Genomic DNA, 21,580 nt, shown 5'->3' with positions numbered 1-21,580 from the left:
GAAAGCTTATGGAAGGCCGGTTTGGCGGGGGATTTCGGAGCCGGGGAAATCGGGGAGCGGAATTCACGAGTGGTGCTTGACGCGTCCACAACGGTGCTGGCGCCATGCCCTGCCACTATGACGGCGGGCGGCCGGGAAGGAACCGTCGGGTGCCTGGGAGCGTGGCAGCTACGCTGTCCGAGAACCCGCCCAACTTCTCCTCCACAGGCACGGATCAACCCCAGCCTCCGGACGTAAACTGACCTTCGCACCACCTCTTGTGGACAATGTGTCAGGAGCCGCCCATGCTCTGGAAGCTGCTTGTTGAATACCTGCGGCCGCACCGCACGCTGCTGCTCGCCGTCGTCGTGTTCCAGCTGGCTCAGTCCATCGCGTCCCTGTACCTGCCCACGCTGAACGCGGACATCATCGACGAGGGCGTGGCCAAGGCGAACATCGGCTACATCCTGAGCCTGGGCGGGGTGATGCTGGCGATCACGCTGCTGCAGATCGTGTGCGCGGTGATCGCTGTGTACTTCGCGGCGAAGGCGGCCATGGGTGTGGGCCGGGACCTCCGCGGCGCGATCTTCAAACGCGTGGGGGAGTTCTCCGAGCAGGAAGTGACCAAGTTCGGCGCACCAAGCCTCATCACCAGGTCCACCAACGACGTCCAGCAGGTCCAGCAGCTGGTCCTCATGTCCGCCACCACGCTGGTCACCGCGCCCATGCTCAGCATCGGCGGGGTGATCATGGCGATCAGGCAGGACGTGCAGCTGTCCTGGCTGATCGCCGTCGCCGTCCCGGTGCTGCTGGTCGCCGTCGGCCTGCTCACCGCCCGGATGGTGCCGCTGTTCCGGAAGATGCAGAAGCGGATCGACACCGTGAACCGGGTCCTCCGCGAACAGCTTACCGGCATCCGCGTGGTCCGCGCCTTCGTCCGCGAGGACATCGAGACCGGCCGCTTCGCCCGCGCCAATGAGGACGTCACGGACACCGCCCTCCGCGCCGGCCGGCTGATGGCGCTCGCGTTCCCGGTGGTGATGCTGGTGCTGAACGTCTCCAGCGTGGCCGTGATCTGGTTCGGCTCGTTCCGCATCCAGGACGGCTCCATGCAGGTGGGGACGCTCATCGCGTTCCTGAGCTACCTGATCCAGATCCTGATGTCCGTCATGATGGCCACGTTCATGGCCGTGATGATCCCGCGCGCCGCCGTCTCCGCGGACCGGATCGGCCAGGTGCTGCGCACCAAGTCGAGCGTCCGGCCGCCTAAGAACCCCCTGAGCAGTGCTGTGTCTCCCGACGGGCGGCGCCGCGGCGAGCTGGAAATGCGCGACGTCGGATTCGCCTACCCGGGTGCCGACCAGCCCGTCCTCTCCGGCATCAGCTTCACGGCCAAGGCAGGGCAGACGACGGCGATCATCGGCAGCACCGGCTCCGGCAAGACCACCCTGGTGAACCTCATGCCCCGGCTGTTCGACGCCACCAGCGGGGCAGTAAAGATGGACGGTGTGGACGTGCGCGAGCTGCACCCGGACCTGCTCTGGGGGCACATCGGCCTGGTCCCGCAGCGGCCCTACCTGTTCAGCGGCACCGTCCGCAGCAACCTGCTCTACGGCAAGCCGGACGCCACCGAGGACGAGCTCTGGACCGCCCTGGAAATCGCCCAGGCCCGGGACTTCGTGGAGCGGATGGACGAGGGCCTGGACGCGCCCATCAGCCAGGGCGGCACCAACGTCTCCGGCGGGCAGCGGCAGCGGCTGGCCATCGCCCGGGCCCTGGTGAAACGGCCCGAGCTGTATATCTTCGACGATTCGTTCTCCTCGCTGGACACCGGCACCGACGCCCGCCTCCGCCAGGCCCTCAGGCGCAGCACCGCCGGCGCCACGCTGGTGATCATCGCCCAGCGCGTCTCCAGCATCGTGGACGCGGACCAGATCTTAGTGCTCGACGACGGCAGGATCGTGGGGCGCGGAACGCATAGTGAGCTGCTGGAGACGTCGGGGACGTACCGCGAGATCGTCTCGTCCCAGCTGGCGGCGGAGGAGACGGTATGAGCCGCCAGCCCTCTCCCGCGCCCGGCACCCAAGCCGCACCCGCCTCTGCGACCGGAGGCGCCGGCGTCGTACGCATTCCCCGCCCGGTGAGCGGACCCGGAAGGGGCGGGCCGTTCGCCGGGATGAACGTCCCGGCGGAGAAGGCGATGAACTTCTGGCCGTCCGCCAAACGCCTGCTGGGCATGCTGCGGCCGGAGCGGCTGTGGCTGCTGCTGGTGTTCGCGACGGCGGTGGCCGGGGTAGCGCTGTCCGTAATCGGGCCGCGGCTGCTGGGCGAGGGCACCAACCTGATCTTCGCCGGGGTGGTGTCCCGCGAGATGCCTGCGGGGGTGAGCAAGGAGCAGCTGATCGCGCAGCTGCGGGCGTCCGGCGAGGGGCAGCGCGCGGACATGCTCAGCGCCATGGACCTGGTGCCGGGGCAGGGGATTGACTTCGCCGCGCTGGGGAACGTGCTGACGTGGGCGCTGGTGCTGTACGTGCTGTCCTCGGCGTTTATGTGGGTGCAGGCGTACGTGCTGAACGGGGTGGTGCAGCGGACGGTGTTCGGGCTGCGAGGGGAGATCGAGGCGAAGATCCACCGGCTGCCGCTGCGGTATTTCGACTCGATCCAGCGCGGCGAACTGCTCAGCCGGGTAACAAACGACGTGGACAACATCTCGCAAAGCCTGCAGCAGACCATCAGCCAGGCGGTGACGTCGGTGCTCACGGTGCTGGGTGTGCTGGTGATGATGTTCATCCTCTCGCCCACGCTGGCGCTGATCGCGCTGGTGACCATTCCGCTGACGCTGGGGATCACGGCGCTGATTGCCAAGCGCTCGCAGAAGCTGTTTGTGGCCCAGTGGAAGAACACGGGGGAGCTGAACGGGCAAATCGAGGAGACGTACACCGGGCACGCGCTGGTGAAGGTGTTCGGCCGGCAGCGCGAGGTGGAGGAGCGGTTCCGGCAGAAGAACGCGGAGCTGTATGACGCGAGCTTCGGGGCGCAGTTCATTTCCGGGCTGATCATGCCGGCCATGACGTTCATCGGGAACCTGGTGTACGTGGGGATCGCCGTGGTGGGCGGCCTGCAGGTGGCGTCCGGGGCGATGCAGCTGGGCGACGTGCAGGCGTTCATCCAGTACTCGCGGCAGTTCACCATGCCGCTGGCGCAGCTGGGGTCCATGGCCAACCTGCTGCAGTCCGGGGTGGCGTCCGCGGAGCGGGTGTTCTCGTTGCTGGATGAGGACGAGGAATCTGTGGAGCCTGCCGCTTCTGCTGAGAATGTGTTTGGGCGGGGGCGGCTGGTGTTTGAGGATGTGTCGTTCTCGTATTCGCCGGACAAGCCGCTGATTTCTTCGTTGTCCTTGGTTGCGGAGCCGGGGCAGACGGTGGCGATTGTGGGGCCCACCGGGGCGGGCAAGACCACGCTGGTGAACCTGATGATGCGGTTCTACGAACTGGACGCGGGGCGGATAACGCTCGACGGCGTGGACGTCACCTCGGTGCCGCGGCGCGAGCTGCGCTCGCGGCTGGGGATGGTGCTGCAGGATACGTGGCTGTTCGGCGGGACCATTCGGGACAACATCGCGTACGGGCGGCCTTCGGCTTCGGAAGACGAGATCCTGGAGGCGTCGCGCGCGACGTATGTGGACCGGTTCGTGCGGTCGTTGCCCGAGGGGTACGACACGGTTCTTGAAGATGAGGGTGGGAACGTGTCCGCGGGGGAGAAGCAGCTACTGACGATTGCGCGGGCTTTCCTGGCCCGGCCGTCGGTGCTGATCCTGGACGAGGCGACGTCGTCGGTGGATACGCGGACCGAAGTGCTGGTGCAGAAGGCGATGAGTGCGCTGCGGTCCGACCGTACTTCGTTCGTCATCGCCCACCGCCTGTCCACGATCCGCGACGCCGATCTCATCCTGGTGATGGAGGCGGGTCAGATCGTGGAGCAGGGGACGCACGCTTCGTTGCTGGCCGCAGGTGGGGCTTATGCGAGGTTGTACGAGGCACAGTTCGCTGCTCCGGTGGCGGAGGTCTAGTTCCTAAGATCTTCGGCCGCTTTGATTGTGGAGGCGCCCCTGTCGGCTGTTGCCGCGAGCAGGGAAACTCTACCAGCAACCCAATATAGGCAAGGGTTCCAGAGCTACAGTGCTAGCTGGGACTCGAGTCCATGGCATCGACCTGAAGACGTCGGTTTCCTAGCGCTATCCGGTTGGCAGTATGTCCGAGACCTCGAGGATGTACTCTTCCGATAGGCTCACAGAATGCTGACCGAACTTCGTGCCACCAACTACAAATCCTATGGCGGCCGTACGTCTGTACCGCTCAAGCGGCTCACGGTATTTCTGGGAAAGAACAACTCCGGAAAGACGGCTGCCATTCGGCTCCCGTTGTTGCTGGCCACTGCCCTTAGCGCCAGAGATCTGCGCGGACAAGCGGTCCTTCCGTTGAGGGCCAGGGGGCTTAGATACGGAGCCGGCGTGCTTGACCTAATAAGGGGTCACAATGCTCACGGAACGATAGCCCTCGGAGTTGACCTAACTTCCCAAGACACAGGTCCTCTGCAGGTCGATGTTGCCTTCCAGAATAGGCTTTCCCTTGATAGCGGCGTATCGAGCTTTATCTCATCGTTCCATACCAATCGTCTGCTACAAGAGACCAAATGGGATCCTGAAGCAACCTCTGAGGCATCCATCAGTTATCTGGGCGGAAGCAGTGGGTTTAAGGGACTCTTGCCGCAGTTCAGAGATGAACGTTCAGCCATAGTCGAGAGGTTGCGAGCTGAATTTGACGAAGTTCTGTCGGGGCTCATACACCTTACGGCCATGCGAAGTCCCACTCTGCCACTCTATGAACAACGATCGTCTACGCACGAGCACCCCCCGGACGGCAGCGAGGTACCGTTTCTCATAAGGGAGAATCCTGTGCTGCTCGAGCAAGTCTCAGAGTGGTACGGAAATAATATGGACGCTAAAGGTGTGGTGCTCTCTTCGGAGACTGCTTCGTTTCAATTGTGCTTGGCAACAACCTCTGGTTCAACTGAAAACTTAGTCGACGTTGGGCAAGGTATGCAGCAAGTACTTCCAGTAGTCGCTTACCTCGGCGCGCTGCGTTCAGAACTCTTAGGAATTAGGACGCTTGTAATCGAAGAACCAGAACTTCATTTGCATCCTTCAGCGCACGGGGCTGTAGCTGATCTAATCGTCGCTTCAATCAACGATTCTAGTGAAGGGCAGGTACTTGTTGAAACTCATTCCGAGAATCTCATACTTCGCCTTCGTCGTCATGTCGCCACCGGAGTCTTGTCGCCGGATGACGTAAACCTTATCTACTTTGAAAACTCGGTTGACGGAAGTCGTGCGAACGAGATAAGAATCGCTGCGGATGGATCCGTTAGTTCGTGGCCCAAGGGCGTTTTTGCCGAGGATTTGGAAGAAGTTAGGCAGATATCGAAAGCTGCTAGGAGGTGAAAATTGAGCTTGTAGATCCTCAAAATTTAAAAGACCAAGAGGATATTGATAGCCTGAACCGCATTGTTTATTCAATTGCGGACGGGTGGCACGAGTGGGCTGCGCCAGATCCTCGCGAACCCGAAATGGCTGCTTACTTCCAAGTGCGTCCAAGTGACATGGAACTCCTAGAAAAGTCCTACGTTAAAGCTGCTGCTTACCCAGATGACGTCCCAGGAAGAATGGTTGGTGTATACGTTGCCACACCAAGAAAATCGGGCAACGATAACTTTCCAGCTTATATGCAGCTCTCCCTGCCAGATGCCGTCAAGTATCTCAAGCAGCCCCTAAAGATACTCGTCGAAAACGTCATCAATGACGGAAAATTTCTACGCAAGTATCTAAAGGTAATCGATAGCGACTTGGTATCGACTTTAGACGATCCAGATTCACCTGCTGTCTTCGATCACTCCGGCGGTAAAGCTGAGATGCTTAATCACTTGGAGAGTCGCCTGGAGCAAGCGACCAGGCACGGGATTCCCCTTCGGCTGATTGTTATCTTTGATAGTGATGCTTGCTACCCTGGTCATTCCACTGCCGAGACGAAGGCGCTAGAGGTGGCTTGTGCGAATGCAAACGTCACTCATCACTGCTTGAATAAGCGCTCAATTGAGAACTATATTGTTGAGAGGGATCTTGAAGCTTACGCTGAAAAGTTCCCTGACATCACTGATGCGGTCGATTTCTTCCGCGGTTTGAGCCGTGTTCAGAAAGATTTTTATCCGATGAAAAAAGGCTTTCCTAGGTCCAGTGTGATGCACGGGCAAATCAGTCTTTTCGCCGATATCTCCGCCGAGGATGGCGCCCACAAGCTTTCTCGCGCTGCGGAATACATTGTCAATATATCCGAGTTAGAGCTAGAGACGTTCGACTTGGAAGAAATTGCCGCCTTGGATGAGATTGAAAAAATTGCCAAAGTAATAAGGATGGAGCTTTAGGTGCAAACAGTTTCGAAGTCTCCCGAGCTACGTCCTGAAATCGTATTTCTTTATGACCTAGTTCGTCAGCTTGTCGATGGTCGAATTCGCATACCGCGCTTTCAGCGACCCTTTGTCTGGCGGCGCGAGCAGATGATTGATCTGCTTGACAGCATTTCTAAGCAGTATCCCATCGGTAGTCTCTTGGCCTGGGAAACGGATGAACGAATAGTAAGTCTCGCGTCGATTGGTCCAGTCATATTGGAGAACGATTCGGCCAAGACGCCCATTTATCTCCTTGACGGACATCAACGACTCTCTACGATTGCCGGAGCTCTAGTAAGTTCTAAAGATCGTCGAGTTCATGAAGAAGTTCCAGATGGACAGTGGGACATAGCATTCAATGCACGGGATATCTCATTCGAGCACTACAATCCCAATGTTCTTCTACCCAGCCACCTTTTCCCCATGTCCAAAGTACTTAATACATTTGAATTTTTGAAGGAATGCGAGAGGATCCTCCGACAGGACCCAGCAAAGGGGGAGCTGTTCGTAGAACGTGTTCAGGATGTAGCCCGCCGTTTTCAGAATTATAAGATTCCTCTAATACTTATCCGCGAAACCGGAATGACTGAAGCGGTTGAGATATTCACTCGGCTGAATTCAAAGGGGCAGGAGATGACGGCCGATCAGATGGTTTCCGCCATCCTTTACCGCGAAGGAGACGCTAATCCATTTGATTTAGCTGACGAAATTGATGAATGTATGGAAATGCTCGAGTCTTTGGGCTTCGGTGGGGTGGATAGGTCCATCATCCTGAAGGCAGTTATGGCCGCTATCGGTGAAGATATTTACCGCACCGACTGGACAAGAATGGCTCATGGCCGGCGCGAGGCACTATTACTTCGGATACAGCAAGTGATGCCTCAGGTAGCTGATGCCCTTCACTCCGCGATCAAATTTCTGAAGACCGAGGTCGGAGTTACGACCGACCGACTCATTCCCTATGCCATGCAGTTAATTGTTATCTTCGCGCTCTTCTACTCCGAGCGCACCCCAAGCTTAGCCCAGCGACGCTTGTTGGTCAGGTGGTTCTGGGTAACATCATTTTCCGGCTGGTTTGGAGGAGCCAACCCATCACGGGTCAATGCACTTGTGCGGGACGTAATGGATCGAGTCGCCTATGAGCGAGAAGTCCCTAAATTTGCCAAGTTTGATTTGTCCGAGCCAGCTGTCGCCCTGCCTCCATCGTTCGATATGCGGAGCGCTCGAGCCCGCACACTTCTACTTGTTTTGTTGAGCCTGCGACCTAGGAATCGTTATGGTGACGTCATCGATGGCGCCGGGGATCTTATCAGCATTGCTGGCCCGGAAGCGGTGGGGCGTATTCTGCCACCATCTTATGATCGAAAGCTTGGACGGGGTCCAGCAAACCGCATGCTTAGAGACGATCCATCGGACAGGACGCCGACTATACAGTGGCTTCTGGACTGCCCTGAGAATATCCGGGACGTGGTGCTGGAAAGTCACGCTATCCCACCCCGCGCAATGACTTTGCTGCAAGCTGGTAACCCTAGTGGCTTTCTGGCGGCTCGCCTAGAACGCCTAATTGATCTGGAGCATGACTTCATGACATCCCAAGGGGTTGCGGTAGGCAGGCAGCCAATTGCAGAATGGGGGTCGCTCGCGGAATAGCTCTCGAATTATGTTCGAACCCCTGACTATTTTGTCCACTTCCCAACCAATATGGAAGGTCGTCGGCGTCCGAGGATTCACCCAAGCGTCATCAATCGTCTCCGCCAAATCCACTGGGGATAGTTTCGCAAAGCAATGCCCAGTTTGGGGCCGTGAGGCGGAGCAATTCGCCGCCAACAGGCGAGGCTTCGAGCGCCTGGCTGAGGTTGACCTGCACGACCACATGTAATCCATGAAACCTGGTTCGGGAGGTGCAGGGTTTGTGCGTACTACGCCGTCGTAGTACACGGACACACAGCGCAACCTTCCGGCCCCCACACGTAACCTGTTTAGATGCCTCGTTTTGCGCTTGATATTGAGTCCGTGCCCCGCCCTGCCCGCGCGCAGGAGCTTCTGGACGCCGTGAACCACCGCGTCGTCATTGCCGACGGCGCGATGGGCACCATGCTGCAGGGCCGGGACCTGTCCCTCGAGAAGGACTTCCTGGGCCTCGAGGGCTGCAACGAGATCCTCAATGACACCCGCCCGGACGTCATTGCGGACATCCATGACGCGTACTTCGCCACGGGCATCGACGCGGTCGAAACCAACACCTTCGGTGCCAACTGGTCCAACCTCTCCGACTACGGCATCGACGACCGGATCGAGGAGCTCGCCCGCAAGGGTGCGGAGATTGCCCGCGACCGCGCAGAAGCGGCAGAAAAAACAGACGGCCGCATGCGCTGGGTTCTCGGCTCTATGGGCCCCGGCACCAAGCTCCCCAGCCTCGGCCACACCAGCTACGACTACCTCAAGCAGACCTTCGCCCTGCAGGCCGAGGGCCTCATCGACGGCGGCGCGGACGCCTTCCTCATCGAAACCAGCCAGGACCTCCTGCAGACCAAAGCCGCCGTCAACGGCTGCAAGCAAGCCATCGTCACCCGCGGCATCCGGCTCCCCATTTTCGTGGAGGTGACGGTCGAAACCACCGGAACCATGCTGATGGGCTCAGAGATCGGCGCCGCCCTCACCGCCCTCGAGCCGCTCGGCGTCGACGCCATCGGCCTGAACTGCGCCACCGGCCCGGACGAGATGAGCGAGCACCTGCGCCACCTCTCCAAGCAGTCCTCCGTGGCCATCGCCTGCATGCCCAACGCCGGCCTGCCCATCCTCGGCGCCAACGGCGCGCACTACCCGCTCACCCCCACCGAACTCGCCACCGCGCACGAGCAGTTCGTGCGCGAATTCGGCCTCGGCCTGGTGGGCGGCTGCTGTGGTACGACGCCGGAGCACATGGCCGCCGTCGTCGAACGCCTTGAGCCCTTCCGCACCCGCAAGACGGACGCGAGCAACGGTCCTGCCCGCGTCCCCTCCGAACGCGAAGCCGGCGTCGCCTCCCTCTACCAGCACGTGAATTTCGACCAGGACGCCTCCTACCTCGCCATCGGTGAGCGCACCAACGCCAATGGCTCCAAGGCGTTCCGCCAGGCGATGCTCGAAGAGCGCTGGGACGACTGCGTGGACATTGCCCGCGAGCAGATCCGCGTCGGCGCGCACCTGCTGGACGTCTGCATCGACTACGTGGGGCGCGACGGCGTGGCCGACATGAAGGAGATCGTCTCCCGTTTTGCGTCGGCCTCCACGCTCCCGCTGGTCATGGACTCCACCGAACCGGCCGTACTTCAGGCCGGCCTGGAGCACATCGGCGGCCGCCCGGTAGTCAACTCCGTCAACTATGAGGACGGCGACGGCCCGGACAGCCGCTTCGCGCGCATCATGCCGCTGGTGAAGGAACACGGCACCGCCGTGATCGCCCTTACCATCAACGAAGAGGGCCAGGCCCGCACCACCGAGGGCAAGGTGGCCATCGCCTCCCGCCTCGTCGACGCCCTGGTGGGCGAGTGGGGGATGCGCGTCGAGGACATCATCGTGGACGCCCTGACCTTCCCCGTCGCCACCGGCCAGGAAGAGACCCGCCGGGACGGCATTGAAACCATCGAGGCCATCCGCCAGATCACCGCGAAGTACCCCGGGATCAACACCACGCTCGGCGTCTCCAATGTGTCCTTCGGCCTGAACCCGGCAGCGCGCGTCGTCCTGAACTCCGTGTTCCTGCACGAGGCCGTCCAGGCGGGCCTGACCAGCGGCATCATCGACGCCGCCAAGATCGTCCCGCTCGCTTCCCTGCCGGAAGAACAGCGCAAGGTGGCCCTGGACCTCGTCTGGGACAAGCGCGAATACGACGCCGAGGGCAACACCACCTACGATCCCCTCGCCATCATGCTCGACATGTTCGCCGGCGTCGACACCGCAGCGCTCAAGGACCAGCGCGCCGCCGAACTCGCCGCGCTGCCTACCGGCGCGCGCCTGGAACGCCGCATCATCGACGGCGAAGGCAAGGGCCTCGAAGAGGACCTGGACCTGGCGCGCAGCGAGGGCATGACCCCGCTCGGCATCATCAACGACCACCTGCTCGAGGGCATGAAGGTGGTGGGCGAGCGCTTCGGCGTCGGCGAGATGCAGCTGCCGTTCGTGCTGCAGTCCGCCGAGGTGATGAAGAACGCCGTCGCCCTGCTCGAGCCGCACATGGAGAAGTCGGATTCCTCCGGCAAGGGCACCATGGTGATCGCCACCGTCCGCGGCGATGTGCACGACATCGGCAAGAACCTGGTGGACATCATCCTCACCAACAACGGCTACAAAGTGGTTAACATCGGCATCAAGCAGGGCATCGCCGAGATCATGGCCGCAGCGGAGGAACACAACGCGGACGTCATCGGCATGTCCGGGCTGCTGGTGAAATCCACCGTGGTGATGAAGGAAAATCTCGCCGAGCTGCAGTCCCGCGGCCTGGCCAAGAAGTGGCCCATCATCCTGGGCGGCGCCGCCCTCACCCGCGCCTACGTGGAGCAGGACCTGGCCGAGCAGTTCGACGGCGTGGTCCGCTACGCCAAGGACGCCTTCGAGGGCCTTTCCCTCATGGAGCCGCTGGTCCACGTGGCGCGCGGCGAGTCGCCGGACGACGTCGGCCTTCCGCCCCTGAAGAAGCGCATCCACAAGGGCGGCGCGAAGTTCACGGTGACCGAGCCGGAAGCGATGCCCGGCCGGTCCGACGTCGCCACCGACAATCCCGTGCCTGCGCCGCCGTTTTGGGGCACGCGCATTGTGCGCGGCGTTTCACTTCACGACTACTCGGCGTTCCTCGACGAGCGCGCCACGTTCATGGGCCAGTGGGGGCTCAAGCCCGGCCGCGGCGAGGACGGCGCCTCCTACGAGGAGCTGGTGGAGCGCGAGGGCCGGCCGCGCCTGCGCTACTGGCTGGACCGCATCCTCGGCGAGGGCATGCTGGACGCGTCCGTCGCCTACGGCTACTTCCCGGTGGTTTCCGAGGGGGAGCAGGTGGTGGTGCTGCACCACGGCGAGGATCGCGACGGCGTCCTGGGCCCCGCGGGACTGCTCGCCCCGGACGGTGGTTCCGGCGGTCCGATCGGCACCGACCGGCTGCGCTTCGACTTCCCGCGCCAGCGCCGCGACCGGCACCTGTGCCTGGCCGACTTTGTGAAGTCCCGCGAATCCGGCCAGATCGACGTGCTGCCGGTGCAGCTGGTCACCGCCGGCTCGAAGATCGAGGAGTTCACCTCCAAGATGTTCGCCGCCAACCAGTACCGCGACTACTACGAGCTCAACGGCCTGGTCATGCAGCTCACCGAGGCGCTGGCCGAGTTCTGGCACGCGCGGATCCGCAAGGAGCTGGGCTTAGGGGCCGAGGAGCCGAAGGACACGGCAGGGTATTTCAAGCTCGAGTACCGCGGTGCCCGGTTCTCGCTCGGCTACCCCGCGTGCCCGGACATGGAGGACCGCCGCAAGGTGACCGAGCTGCTGAAGCCCGAGCGGATGGGCGTTGTTCTCAGCGACGAGCTGATGCTGCACCCCGAGCAGTCCACCGACGCGTTCGTGTTCCACCACCCGGAGGCGAAGTACTTCAAGGTGTGAGTGCAGTGCCGCTGTGAAAGGCTGCAGTCATGGACACCTCATCTCGGGATCATGACCTCGTTCTCTACGGAGCGACAGGTTTCGTCGGCAGACTGATCGCCGCCTACCTCGCCGAGCATGCACCGGCCGGTCTCCGACCCGAGTTGCACAGGCTTAGTGCCCCGGTGCGTTGATCGGCGGTAGCCGGTCGAGGATGGCCCGTGCCTCCAGGTCGATGGCTGGCGCGGCGGTAATGGTCTGAGCTCCGATGCGCACGGTGACGGTGCGCAGGGGCTTGAGTGTCCGCACGAGCTTCTTGATCGTGACGCCGGTAGTGTCCTGGAGATGGCGTGCGATGGCGAGGGCTGCGAACACGACGGTGAGGTGGGCTTCGATGGCATCGCGCTGACGGTGGAACACGGGCCGGGCGCGTAGGTCGGATTTGGTCATGCGGAAGGACGCCTCGACCTGCCAGAGGTCGTGGTAGGCGGTGATCACCTCGGCGCCTGGCATCTTGGTTTCGGGGAGGTTGGTGACGTAGCCCTTGAGCCCCGAGAGCTGGCGGGCGCGGTCGATAGTGGCTTGGTCCAGGGTCTTCTGTGCGCCTGTGACCTTCAGGAATCTGGCCTTCTTCAAGGGAATCTTGCCGTCGGCGATGCGTTCGGCTTTGTCGATCATGAGATTGATGGTGCGGTTGTCACGCTTGGCTCGTTTGAAGGAGTACTGGTAGACAATCCGGCGCTCCCGGGCGGACTTGCCGGTGCCCATGACGCGCTTGGATTCAAGGATCTGCCCGTTTTCGAAGTAGTCCCCGCGGCGCTCAAAGTGCTCGGCCAGGTCGTAGGGGGCCTTGGTCAGGCGGGAACCGACGATGAAGGAAAACCCGGCATCTTCGAGCGCGTTCAGGTTCGCCGCCGAAAGCATTCCCGCGTCGGCGACGACAACCATGTTCGTCACCCCGTGCCGCTTCTGGAACGCTTCCAGAACGGGGATGAGGGTGGTTGTCTCGGCCTTGTTCCCCTCGAACAGATGCACTTCCAGCGGGAATCCGCCCGGATCCACGAGGAGCCCGACCTGGACCTGCGGGTCAACGCGGTGCTCCTTGCTCATCCCGACCTTGCGCAACGCGTCTTCGTCCTCATTCTCGAAGTGAAGCGTCGTGACATCGTAGAGCACCATCGCCGAGGTTCCCGTGGTCCGGGCCGAGTGGGCAAGGCACGCCTTGGCCAGCGTGCCGCGGTAGTCACGGTTCTGGCAGCGTTTCAGCGCCGCTCCCAAAGTGTTGCGGTGCGGGGCGGCTACGCCCAGATCCTCGAGTATCCCGACCGTGGCGGCTTTCGAAGCCGGTTCCACCAGCCGGGCGAGCACCATCGCAGCGAACGCGTCGTCCCCAAGTACGTCGAATCCCAGTCGGGAGTAGGCGTCCGCGAGGACTTCCCACAGGACCTCGCATCGTGAACCGGCGACCACCGCATTGTGCGCCGGGACCGCAGATTCTGAGCTTGCCGGGACGAGGTCGAGCTCAAAGGCCTGTTGGCCGGCGTTCAGACGCTCCTGCCCGGCGCGGACCAAGGCTGCCACTCCAGCCTCGTCGTGGGCTGAGCCGAGGTGCTCGAGGATCCGCCGGACCCCGGACCGCTTCTCAACGATTTGGACCGCGGTCGCGCCCGAGCCAGTTTTCACCTTCCGGATATGCGGGGACACCCCAGAAGGCTACCGTTAGTGCCCCATTTCAGAAGGTGACCCCGCCTTGAGCTGGGCAAACACTCCAGAACCCCAATTACCTGTGCAACTCGGGAGACTGATCGCCGCCTACCTCGCCGAGCATGCACCGGCCGGTCTCCGAGTCGGGCTCGCGGGCCGGTCCTCGTCCAGGCTCGAGGCGCTCCGGTCGGAGTTGCCACCCGCGGCGCACGGGTGGGCCCTCATCGAAGCCGACTCGGGGGATGCGGACTCAATCGCCGCCCTGGCTGCGAAGACACACGTGCTCTTCACCACCGTCGGTCCCTACGCGAAACACGGACTGCCCGTCGTCGAGGCCTGCGCCCGGGCCGGTACCCACTACGCCGACCTCGCCGGCGAGGTGTCCTTCATCCGGGAGGCGATCGATCGCTACGACGCTCTGGCCAGGACGAGCGGGGCCAGGATCGTGCACTCCTGCGGCTACGACTCCGTGCCGTCTGACCTCGCCGTACTGATGCTGCATCAGGCGGCAGTAGCCGATGGCGCTGGCAGTTTGGCCGAGGTGCAACTCGTTGCAAGGGCCAGGGCCGGCATCAGCGGAGGCACGCTCGAATCGATGCGCGGGCAGCTCGATGCGATGCGATCGAGCACCGCCCTGCAGTCATTAGTCGCTGACCCCTTCGCCCTGAGCCCCGACCGCACACGGGAGCCGACGACACCACAGCCTCCTGACGCCGGGCCTGTGCGCCGTTCCGCTGACGGCACCTGGACCGCGCCTTTCATCATGGCCCCGTTCAACACCCGGATAGTGCGCCGCAGCAACGCATTGCAGGGCTGGGCCTATGGCCGCTCTCTTCAGTACGGCGAGGTGATGGAGGTGGCCCCCGGACCGGCAGGAGCGGTCATCGCAAGGGCAATGGCACTCGGGCTCCGGGCATTCACGGGCGCGATGGCATTTCCACCAACCCGGAAGGTGCTCGACCGCTTTCTTCCGGTACCGGGTACGGGTCCGAGCACCAGCATGCAGCCCGCGGGCTGGTTCCACTCCCAGGTGACCGCCCGCACCGAGGACGGCCAGCGTTACCAGGCGATTGCTGCTGGCCCCGGTGATCCCGGCTATGCCGCCACCGCCGTGATGGCAGGGGAGACAGCACTCGCTCTTGCCCTCGACGGTGACCGGCTGCCGCCCGCGAAAGGGTCGCTGACACCGGCCACGGCACTCGGCAACGTGCTCATAGAGCGGCTCCGCGCGGCCGGCCACACCTACCAGGTACGCAAACTCGCCTGAACCCGGATCTGCAGGTCACCTGTCAGGAGCGGGGGTCGAGGTAGTGCAGAATCGCCCGGGCTGTTTCCTCCGGGGCACTGACGTGGGGGCAGTGCCCGGTGGCCTGGAGCTGCACCAGGGTGCTGTGTTCCAGATTCTTGTGCAGGTAGGCACCCACTTCCGGCGGGGCAAGCCGATCGTTGGAGCACTGCAGTATCAGGCAGCTGGTGCGTACCTTTTTCAGTTCAGGGCGGGTGTCGGAGAAGAAAGTTACCCCCGCGAAGTGCCGTGCGATGGTCGGATTTGTCCGGCAGAAGCTAACGCGCAAGTCCTCCGCTAATTCGGGCTCCTGCGGGTTGCCCATCACCACGGGGGCCAAGGCCGCGGCCCAGGCGAAGTAGTCGCTGTCCAGAGATGCCAGCAGGCCCTCGATGTCTTCCCGCGAAAAGCCGCCCACGTAGCCGTCGTACGGGTCATCCGTATGACGGGGCGAAGGAGCAAGCAGGACCAGGTGGGAGAAGCGGCTGGGGTCCTGCACGGCGGCGATCACGGCGATCATGGTGCTGACACTGTGGCCCACCAGGATGACGTCCTCAAGTTCAAGGGCGGCGCAAATCTCCAGCAGGTCCGACGCGTACCCGTTCAGGGACCCGTACTTCTCCCAGTCATAGGCGCTGATGTCGGAGTGTCCCGCACCAACATGATCAAAGAGCACCAGCCGGTAATCGTCAGCGAAATAGGGCAGCAGCTTCCGCCACATAGCCTGGTCGCAGCCGAAGCCGTGGGCAAACATCATGACAGGCCCATCATCCCGGCCGGATATGGTGACGTTGTTCCGGCCGATTACGGCGGCAACTGCTTCCATCACGTTCTCACTGACCCTCCGTCGGGTGGCGTCCTGTCCCAGACTATCGACGGGAAATAGCGAATCCTAGCGATCCTCCCACTATGACCTTCAAGGCGACGTCCGTTCAGCCCCTTGCATGCGCCGCGGCTTACGCGGCTCCCCGACTCATCCAGCGCATGAGTACTTGGGACATAGCCTCGCTCGTTACTCGGCTACCAGGTCGGACGGCAACTGGGCTTCAGGTCCGGCCTCGCCACCCATTGCAGCGACCAGCCGTTCACGGGCGCGCCCCAAATGGACGTCGAGCAGGCCGGCGGCTTCGTCGCCCCGGCCTTCCTCAATCAGTTCCAGCAGCCTCTGGTGCTCCGCCTGGATCAGGGCGGTGTCGAGGAGGTGCAGCGACTGTACACGGGACATGCACAGGCGGACTTCCCCAACGAGCGACCGGTACATCTTGCTGATGCGCGTATTGCCCACAGCATCGATCAGGCTGGTGTGGAACCTCATGTCCGGTTCCACCACGTCCAGCGGCGCTCCGCTCTTCACTGCGGCAATGTCCTTGTTCGCCTGTACGGCTCCGGCCGGAACGGTCCGGCCGGAGGCAAGCCGGCGGAGCACTTCGCTTTCCAGGTAGGCCCTGGCCAGGTAGATGTCCCGGACCGACTCCGGTCCCAGATCCACCACGCGTGCCGTCTTGTGCGTTCCCCTGTCCAGCAGCCCTTCGGCCACGAGCTTTTCAATGGAGGCTTTGGCGGTGGGGCGGGCCACCTCGTAGGTGGAAGCGACGTCCGTCTCGGTGAGGGCCTCCCCGGAACCGAGCTCACCGGAGAAGACGCGGCTCCGCAGATCTGCGGCGATCGCCTCCACGATGGAGACTGCTGCAATGCGACCGGGCACGTGCGTTCCCTCCCAAGGTTCTTTCCGACGTACTTCATCTTGCCAGACAGAACAACATCGATACTTGACCAACATGTGTACTTGTTAGACAATCGAAGGGCGCCACGGTGTTGTGACGCCTAACACAATCTGGAGACACATGTTTCAGCAGATCCTCGACCCCCTCGCCGGGTCCCTCGTGATTTCAGCCCTTTGCGCGGCACTTCCCCTCGTCCTGCTTTTCGTCCTCCTTGGCGTCTTCAAGGTCAAAGCACCTTTCGCCGCCCTGGCCGGCCTGGCCCTGTCACTGGTGCTGGCCGTCGTCGGCTGGCAGATGCCGGTCAACCAAGCCCTGAGCGCCACGGCGGCCGGCATCTTCTACGGGCTGTTCCCCATCCTGTGGATCCTGGTGAACGCGCTCTGGATCTACCGGCTCACCGTGGCCACGCCGTGGTTCGAGGTCCTGGGACGCACCATCCGTTCCATCTCCAACGACCTCCGGATCCTGGCCATCCTCATCGCCTTCTGCTTCGGTGCGCTGCTTGAGTCGCTGGCCGGATTCGGCGCACCCGTGGCAATTTCCGCCGCCATGCTGATGGCCGCCGGCATGAAACCCCTGAAGTCCGCAATTGTCTCGCTGCTGGCCAACACCGCTCCCGTGGCATTCGGCGCCATGGCCGCACCCATCATTGCCCTCAACGGCGTCACCGGCCTGCCCCTGAATGAGCTGTCCGCCATGGCCGGACGCCAGACGCCGTTCATTGCCCTGATCGTCCCGCTGCTGCTGGTGTTCATCGTGGACGGCCGCCGCGGCGTCAAGCAGACCTGGCCCGTGGCACTGGTGGCAGGCGCCGCCTTCGGCCTGGCCCAGTTCGTCACCTCCAACTACTTCGCCGTGGAACTCACGGACGTCGTCGCCGCCGTCGTCACCGTGGCCGCGGTCCTGCTCATGCTGAAGGTCTGGCAGCCGAAGGAAACCGTGGGCATGGGCGGTGCCGTGGAGGCTGCGGCGGTCCCCGCCGTCGTCAGCGCCGGCGGAACGGGCGGCTCCGCGGCACAGGAAGGTACGACGGCGGCACGCGGCAGCGGCGGCAGCGCCCTGCCTGCAGACCCCGCCATCCCCACGGACAACTCCCGGCCCGGGCCGCGCCAGATCTGGATGGCGATCGCGCCCTACCTGATCATCATTGCGGTGTTTTCCGTGGCCCAGATCCCTGCCGTCAAGGCCTGGCTGACCCAGGTTGGCAGCGTCACGTTCGCCTGGCCCGGCCTGGACATCACGGACTCGGCCGGCAAGCCGGTGGCGGCCACCAAGTTCAAGCTGGACCACCTCAAGGCCACCGGCACCCTGCTGCTGTTCTCCGGCCTGCTTACCATGCTGCTCTACAAAATCAGTACATCCCAGGGCCTGCGCATCTACCGCGACACCGTGGTGCAGCTGCGCTGGACCATCGTCACCGTCACCGCCGTGCTGGGCCTCTCTTTCGTGATGAACCTGTCCGGCCAGACCACCACTTTGGGCTTCGCCCTGGCCTCCGCCGGCGGCTTCTTCGCCCTGCTCTCGCCGCTGATCGGCTGGATCGGCGTGGCACTCACCGGCTCGGACACCTCCTCCAACTCGTTGTTCGGGCAGATGCAGGCCACCGCAGCGGAGCAGACCGGACTTTCACCCGTGCTGATGGCTGCGTCCAACTCCTCCGCCGGCGTGATGGGCAAGATGTTGTCCCTGCAGAACCTGGCCGTGGCCTCGGCAGCGGTGGGGCTTGACGGTGCCGAGGGAACCCTGTTCCGCAAGCTCATCGGCTGGAGCCTGGGCCTCCTCGCCCTCATCACGGTCCTGATCTTCCTGCAGTCAACGCCCGTCCTCGGCTGGATGGTTCCCTGATATGGCACCGCTGGACCTCGCAGCCCTCCGCTCCGCTGTCACCGATCCCGCCCACGTCAAAACCCGGGCCATCGACCTGCACGCAAACGCCCACGACGCCTCCCACTTCCTGCTGATCCCGCAGGCCGTGGTCACCGCCGGAAGCGCAGCCGACGTGGGCGGGCTGCTCCGCGCGAGTGCCGCCCAGGGCGTGCCGCTCACGTTCCGCTCCGGCGGGACCAGCCTCAGCGGACAGGCCGTCACCGACGGCGTGCTGGTGGACGTGCGGCGCAATTTCCGGGACGTTGAAGTGCTCGACGGCGGTGCGCGTGTCCGGGTGCAGCCCGGCGTCACGGTGCGGGCGCTGAATGCCCGGCTGGCACCCTACGGCCGGAAGTTTGGGCCCGATCCGGCCAGCGAGGCCGCGTGCACCATCGGCGGTGTGGTGGCGAACAACTCGTCCGGCATGAACTGCGGAACCGTGGACAACGCCTACCGTACGCTCGAGTCCCTCACCGTAGTGCTCCCGTCCGGGACAGTCATTGACACCGGCGCCCCGGACGCGGACACCAAGCTGCGCGCGCTGGAGCCGGAGCTTTACCAGGGCTTGGCCCAGCTGGCGGAGCGGGTGCGCGGAAACAGCGAGTCCGTGCGCAGGATCCGGCAGCAGTTCGCCATGAAGAACACCATGGGCTACGGCCTCAACACGCTGCTGGACTTCAGCAGCCCGGTGGACATCATGGCCCACCTGATCGTCGGCAGCGAGGGAACCCTGGGCTTCGTGGCCGAGGCCGTCTTCCGCACCATCCCGCGGCTGCAGCACGCCGCCACCGGACTGCTCGTCTTCCCGGACCTGCGGGCGGCCAACGCCGCCCTGCCCGCGCTGGTGGAAACCGGCGCAGCCACGGTGGAGCTCATGGACGCGCTGTCCCTCAAGGTGGGCCAGACGCTGAAGGGGACTCCCGCCGTCGTGCGTGACCTGGTGGTGCGGGACCACGCTGCCCTGCTGGTTGAATACTCGGCCGAAGGGCAGGACCGGCTCGCGGAACTGCAGCAGGGCGGTGAAAGCATCCTCAAGGAGCTGAGCCTCTCCGCCGAAGCCCACTTCACGGGTGACGCCAAAGCACGTGCGGGGCTCTGGCACCTGCGCAAGGGCCTGTACGCCTCGGTGGCGGGAGCCCGGCCGCAGGGGACCACCGCTCTGCTGGAGGACATCGTGGTCCCGGTTCCCGTGCTCGGCCGCACCTGCCAGGACCTCATCGGGCTGTTCGACAAGTACAGCTACAGCAACAGCGTGATCTTCGGCCACGCCAAAGACGGGAACGTCCACTTCATGCTCACGGACGGGTTCAGCACCGCGGAGGAGCTGGACAGGTACAGCTCGTTCACCGAGGACATGGTGGACCTGGTGCTGGGGGAGGGCGGCTCACTCAAAGCCGAGCATGGCACCGGACGGGTGATGGCGCCCTATGTGCGGCGGCAGTACGGGAATGAGCTGTACGGCGTGATGCTCAGGATCAAGGAGCTGTTCGATCCGCGCGGGATCCTCAACCCCGGCGTCATCCTGGACGACGATCCCGAGGCGCACCTCCGGCACATCAAAACGGCGCCACCCGTGGCCGAAGAGGTGGACCGCTGTGTCTCCTGCGGCTACTGCGAGCCGGTGTGCCCCAGCAAGGACCTCACCCTTACGCCGCGGCAGCGCATCGTCACCCTGCGTGCCATCGAGGCCGCGCGTCTGGCCGGGGACACGGCTCTCGTGGAACAGCTGGAGAAGGATTACGACTACGAGTCCGTGCAGACCTGCGCGGTGGACGGCATGTGCCAGACGGCCTGTCCGGTGGACATCAACACGGGGGTCCTGGTCAAGCGGATCAGGCGTTCCGACGCCGGTTCCGTGGCCAACGGCGCCTGGAACGCGGCTGCCAAGCACTGGGAAGGGGTGACCCGCGGCGCTTCGCTCGCGCTCACCGTGGTCAACAAGCTGCCGGCCGCCGCGCTGGTCCCGCCAAACAAGGCAGCCAGGGCGGTCCTGGGCACCGACACCGTCCCTCTGTACTCGGCCGAGCTGCCGGGCGGCGGTTCCGTGCGGAAACGTCCGACGCCGGACCGGGCACCGGACGCCGTCTACTTCCCCGCGTGCGTGGGGACCATGTTCGGGCCGGCCGGTGCGGATCAGTCCGGCACGCCCGGGCCGGGCGTCCAGTACAGCTTCGAGCAGCTGTGCGAACGGGCCGGGATCACCCTGCTGGTGCCGCAGGGCATCGATGGCCTGTGCTGCGGCACCCCCTGGTCCTCCAAGGGCATGGTGGCCGGCCAGGCGACCATGCAGGAGAAGACCCTGGCCGCGCTGCGGGAAGCCACCCGGGACGGCGAACTGGCCATCATCTGCGATGCGTCGTCCTGCACGGAAGGCCTTCGCCAGGCCGTGGAATCGGATGTTCCCCTGGTGGGGCAGCGTCCGCTGCGGATTGTGGATGCGGTGGACTTCGCGGCCGAACGCATCCTGCCCATGCTCCCCGACCACAAGAAGCTGGATTCGCTGGCACTGCACCCCACCTGCTCGTCCACGCGTCTGGGGATCAACAGTTCCCTGGATGCTGTGGCCGGTGCTGTGGCCGAGAAGGTGGATGTCCCTGTGAACTGGGGCTGCTGTGCCTTCGCGGGGGACCGCGGCATGCTCCACCCCGAGCTCACCGAGTCCGCCACCCGGAAGCAGGGGGAGGAGGTCGCGGAGCTGGGCGCGTCAGCCCATGCGTCCTGCAACCGCACCTGTGAGCTGGGGATGACCAGGGCAACCGGGGCTGAGTACCGGCACGTGCTGGAGCTGCTGGAGGAAGTGACGCGGCCCGGGGAAGGCGTCGTAACGACCCCTGAATTTCGCAGCTCGACGGGTGCATAGGATGGCTTTCCTGGGCAGGAGAAACCGCCCCGACCTTGAGGTCCGCGAGCAGCGCCCTGA

General features: G+C 63.7%; 12 protein-coding genes. 9 read left to right on the top strand and 3 right to left on the bottom strand.

Going from position 1 to position 21,580, the window contains the following annotated elements:
• The first annotated feature begins 284 nt into the window (after positions 1 to 284).
• The 6 genes from AC4BCK_RS17655 (at position 285) to metH (ending at position 12,102) form a co-directional block, all read left to right on the top strand.
• Entirely contained in the window at positions 285 to 2,033 is a 1,749-nt protein-coding gene (locus AC4BCK_RS17655; protein ID WP_490566280.1) for an ABC transporter ATP-binding protein, read from the top strand.
• A complete protein-coding gene (locus AC4BCK_RS17650) occupies positions 2,030 to 4,048 on the top strand; it encodes an ABC transporter ATP-binding protein (protein ID WP_490566279.1) in 2,019 nt (672 codons plus the stop codon). Before AC4BCK_RS17655 ends, AC4BCK_RS17650 begins: the two co-directional genes overlap by 4 nt.
• Positions 4,049 to 4,273: 225 nt before the next feature.
• Entirely contained in the window at positions 4,274 to 5,479 is a 1,206-nt protein-coding gene (locus tag AC4BCK_RS17645; RefSeq protein WP_490566278.1) for an AAA family ATPase, read from the top strand.
• Positions 5,476 to 6,456 carry a hypothetical protein gene (locus tag AC4BCK_RS17640; protein WP_490566277.1) on the top strand — a complete coding sequence of 327 codons (981 nt, stop codon included), beginning with the start codon at positions 5,476 to 5,478 and terminating at the stop codon, positions 6,454 to 6,456. Before AC4BCK_RS17645 ends, AC4BCK_RS17640 begins: the two co-directional genes overlap by 4 nt.
• Entirely contained in the window at positions 6,457 to 8,130 is a 1,674-nt protein-coding gene (locus AC4BCK_RS17635; RefSeq protein WP_490566276.1) for a GmrSD restriction endonuclease domain-containing protein, read from the top strand. It begins immediately after the preceding gene.
• A gap of 333 nt (positions 8,131 to 8,463) precedes the next feature.
• Positions 8,464 to 12,102, top strand: coding sequence for a methionine synthase (metH, locus tag AC4BCK_RS17630; RefSeq protein ID WP_490566275.1), 3,639 nt, complete (start codon positions 8,464 to 8,466; stop codon positions 12,100 to 12,102).
• A gap of 153 nt (positions 12,103 to 12,255) precedes the next feature.
• On the opposite strand, the gene AC4BCK_RS17625 is transcribed toward metH, so the two are convergent.
• Entirely contained in the window at positions 12,256 to 13,785 is a 1,530-nt protein-coding gene (locus AC4BCK_RS17625; protein ID WP_363960563.1) for an IS1634 family transposase, read from the bottom strand.
• Between the two features lie 82 nt (positions 13,786 to 13,867).
• Between AC4BCK_RS17625 and AC4BCK_RS17620 the strand changes: the two genes are divergently transcribed.
• The gene (locus AC4BCK_RS17620) at positions 13,868 to 15,052 is read left to right on the top strand and encodes a saccharopine dehydrogenase family protein (RefSeq protein ID WP_490566274.1); all 1,185 of its coding nucleotides are present in this window, start codon (positions 13,868 to 13,870) and stop codon (positions 15,050 to 15,052) included.
• Positions 15,053 to 15,074: 22 nt separating this feature from the next.
• On the opposite strand, the gene AC4BCK_RS17615 is transcribed toward AC4BCK_RS17620, so the two are convergent.
• A complete protein-coding gene (locus AC4BCK_RS17615; RefSeq protein ID WP_490566273.1) occupies positions 15,075 to 15,899 on the bottom strand; it encodes an alpha/beta fold hydrolase in 825 nt (274 codons plus the stop codon).
• Between the two features lie 183 nt (positions 15,900 to 16,082).
• Positions 16,083 to 16,775, bottom strand: a complete 693-nt coding sequence (locus tag AC4BCK_RS17610; RefSeq protein ID WP_120692522.1) for a GntR family transcriptional regulator — start codon at positions 16,773 to 16,775, stop codon at positions 16,083 to 16,085.
• Between the two features lie 139 nt (positions 16,776 to 16,914).
• Here AC4BCK_RS17610 and AC4BCK_RS17605 point away from each other — a divergent pair, with 139 nt between their 5' ends.
• Entirely contained in the window at positions 16,915 to 18,639 is a 1,725-nt protein-coding gene (locus AC4BCK_RS17605; protein ID WP_400591834.1) for an L-lactate permease, read from the top strand.
• Position 18,640: 1 nt separating this feature from the next.
• The gene (locus AC4BCK_RS17600; RefSeq protein ID WP_490566272.1) at positions 18,641 to 21,520 is read left to right on the top strand and encodes an FAD-binding and (Fe-S)-binding domain-containing protein; all 2,880 of its coding nucleotides are present in this window, start codon (positions 18,641 to 18,643) and stop codon (positions 21,518 to 21,520) included.
• The last annotated feature ends 60 nt before the right edge of the window (positions 21,521 to 21,580 follow it).

The organism is Pseudarthrobacter sp. As-47 (assembly GCF_058215595.1).
The sequence above is the reverse complement of the archived record's forward strand: the minus strand, read 5'-3'. Positions and strand labels throughout refer to the sequence as shown.

Excerpts from the sequence above, each read along its gene's own strand:
- AC4BCK_RS17605 (WP_400591834.1), top strand. The coding sequence starts at position 16,915 with ATGTTTCAGCAGATCCTCGACCCCCTCGCCGGGTCCCTCGTGATTTCA.
- AC4BCK_RS17645 (WP_490566278.1), top strand. The coding sequence starts at position 4,274 with ATGCTGACCGAACTTCGTGCCACCAACTACAAATCCTATGGCGGCCGT.
- AC4BCK_RS17650 (WP_490566279.1), top strand. The coding sequence starts at position 2,030 with ATGAGCCGCCAGCCCTCTCCCGCGCCCGGCACCCAAGCCGCACCCGCC.
- AC4BCK_RS17600 (WP_490566272.1), top strand. The coding sequence starts at position 18,641 with ATGGCACCGCTGGACCTCGCAGCCCTCCGCTCCGCTGTCACCGATCCC.
- AC4BCK_RS17655 (WP_490566280.1), top strand. The coding sequence starts at position 285 with ATGCTCTGGAAGCTGCTTGTTGAATACCTGCGGCCGCACCGCACGCTG.
- metH (WP_490566275.1), top strand. The coding sequence starts at position 8,464 with ATGCCTCGTTTTGCGCTTGATATTGAGTCCGTGCCCCGCCCTGCCCGC.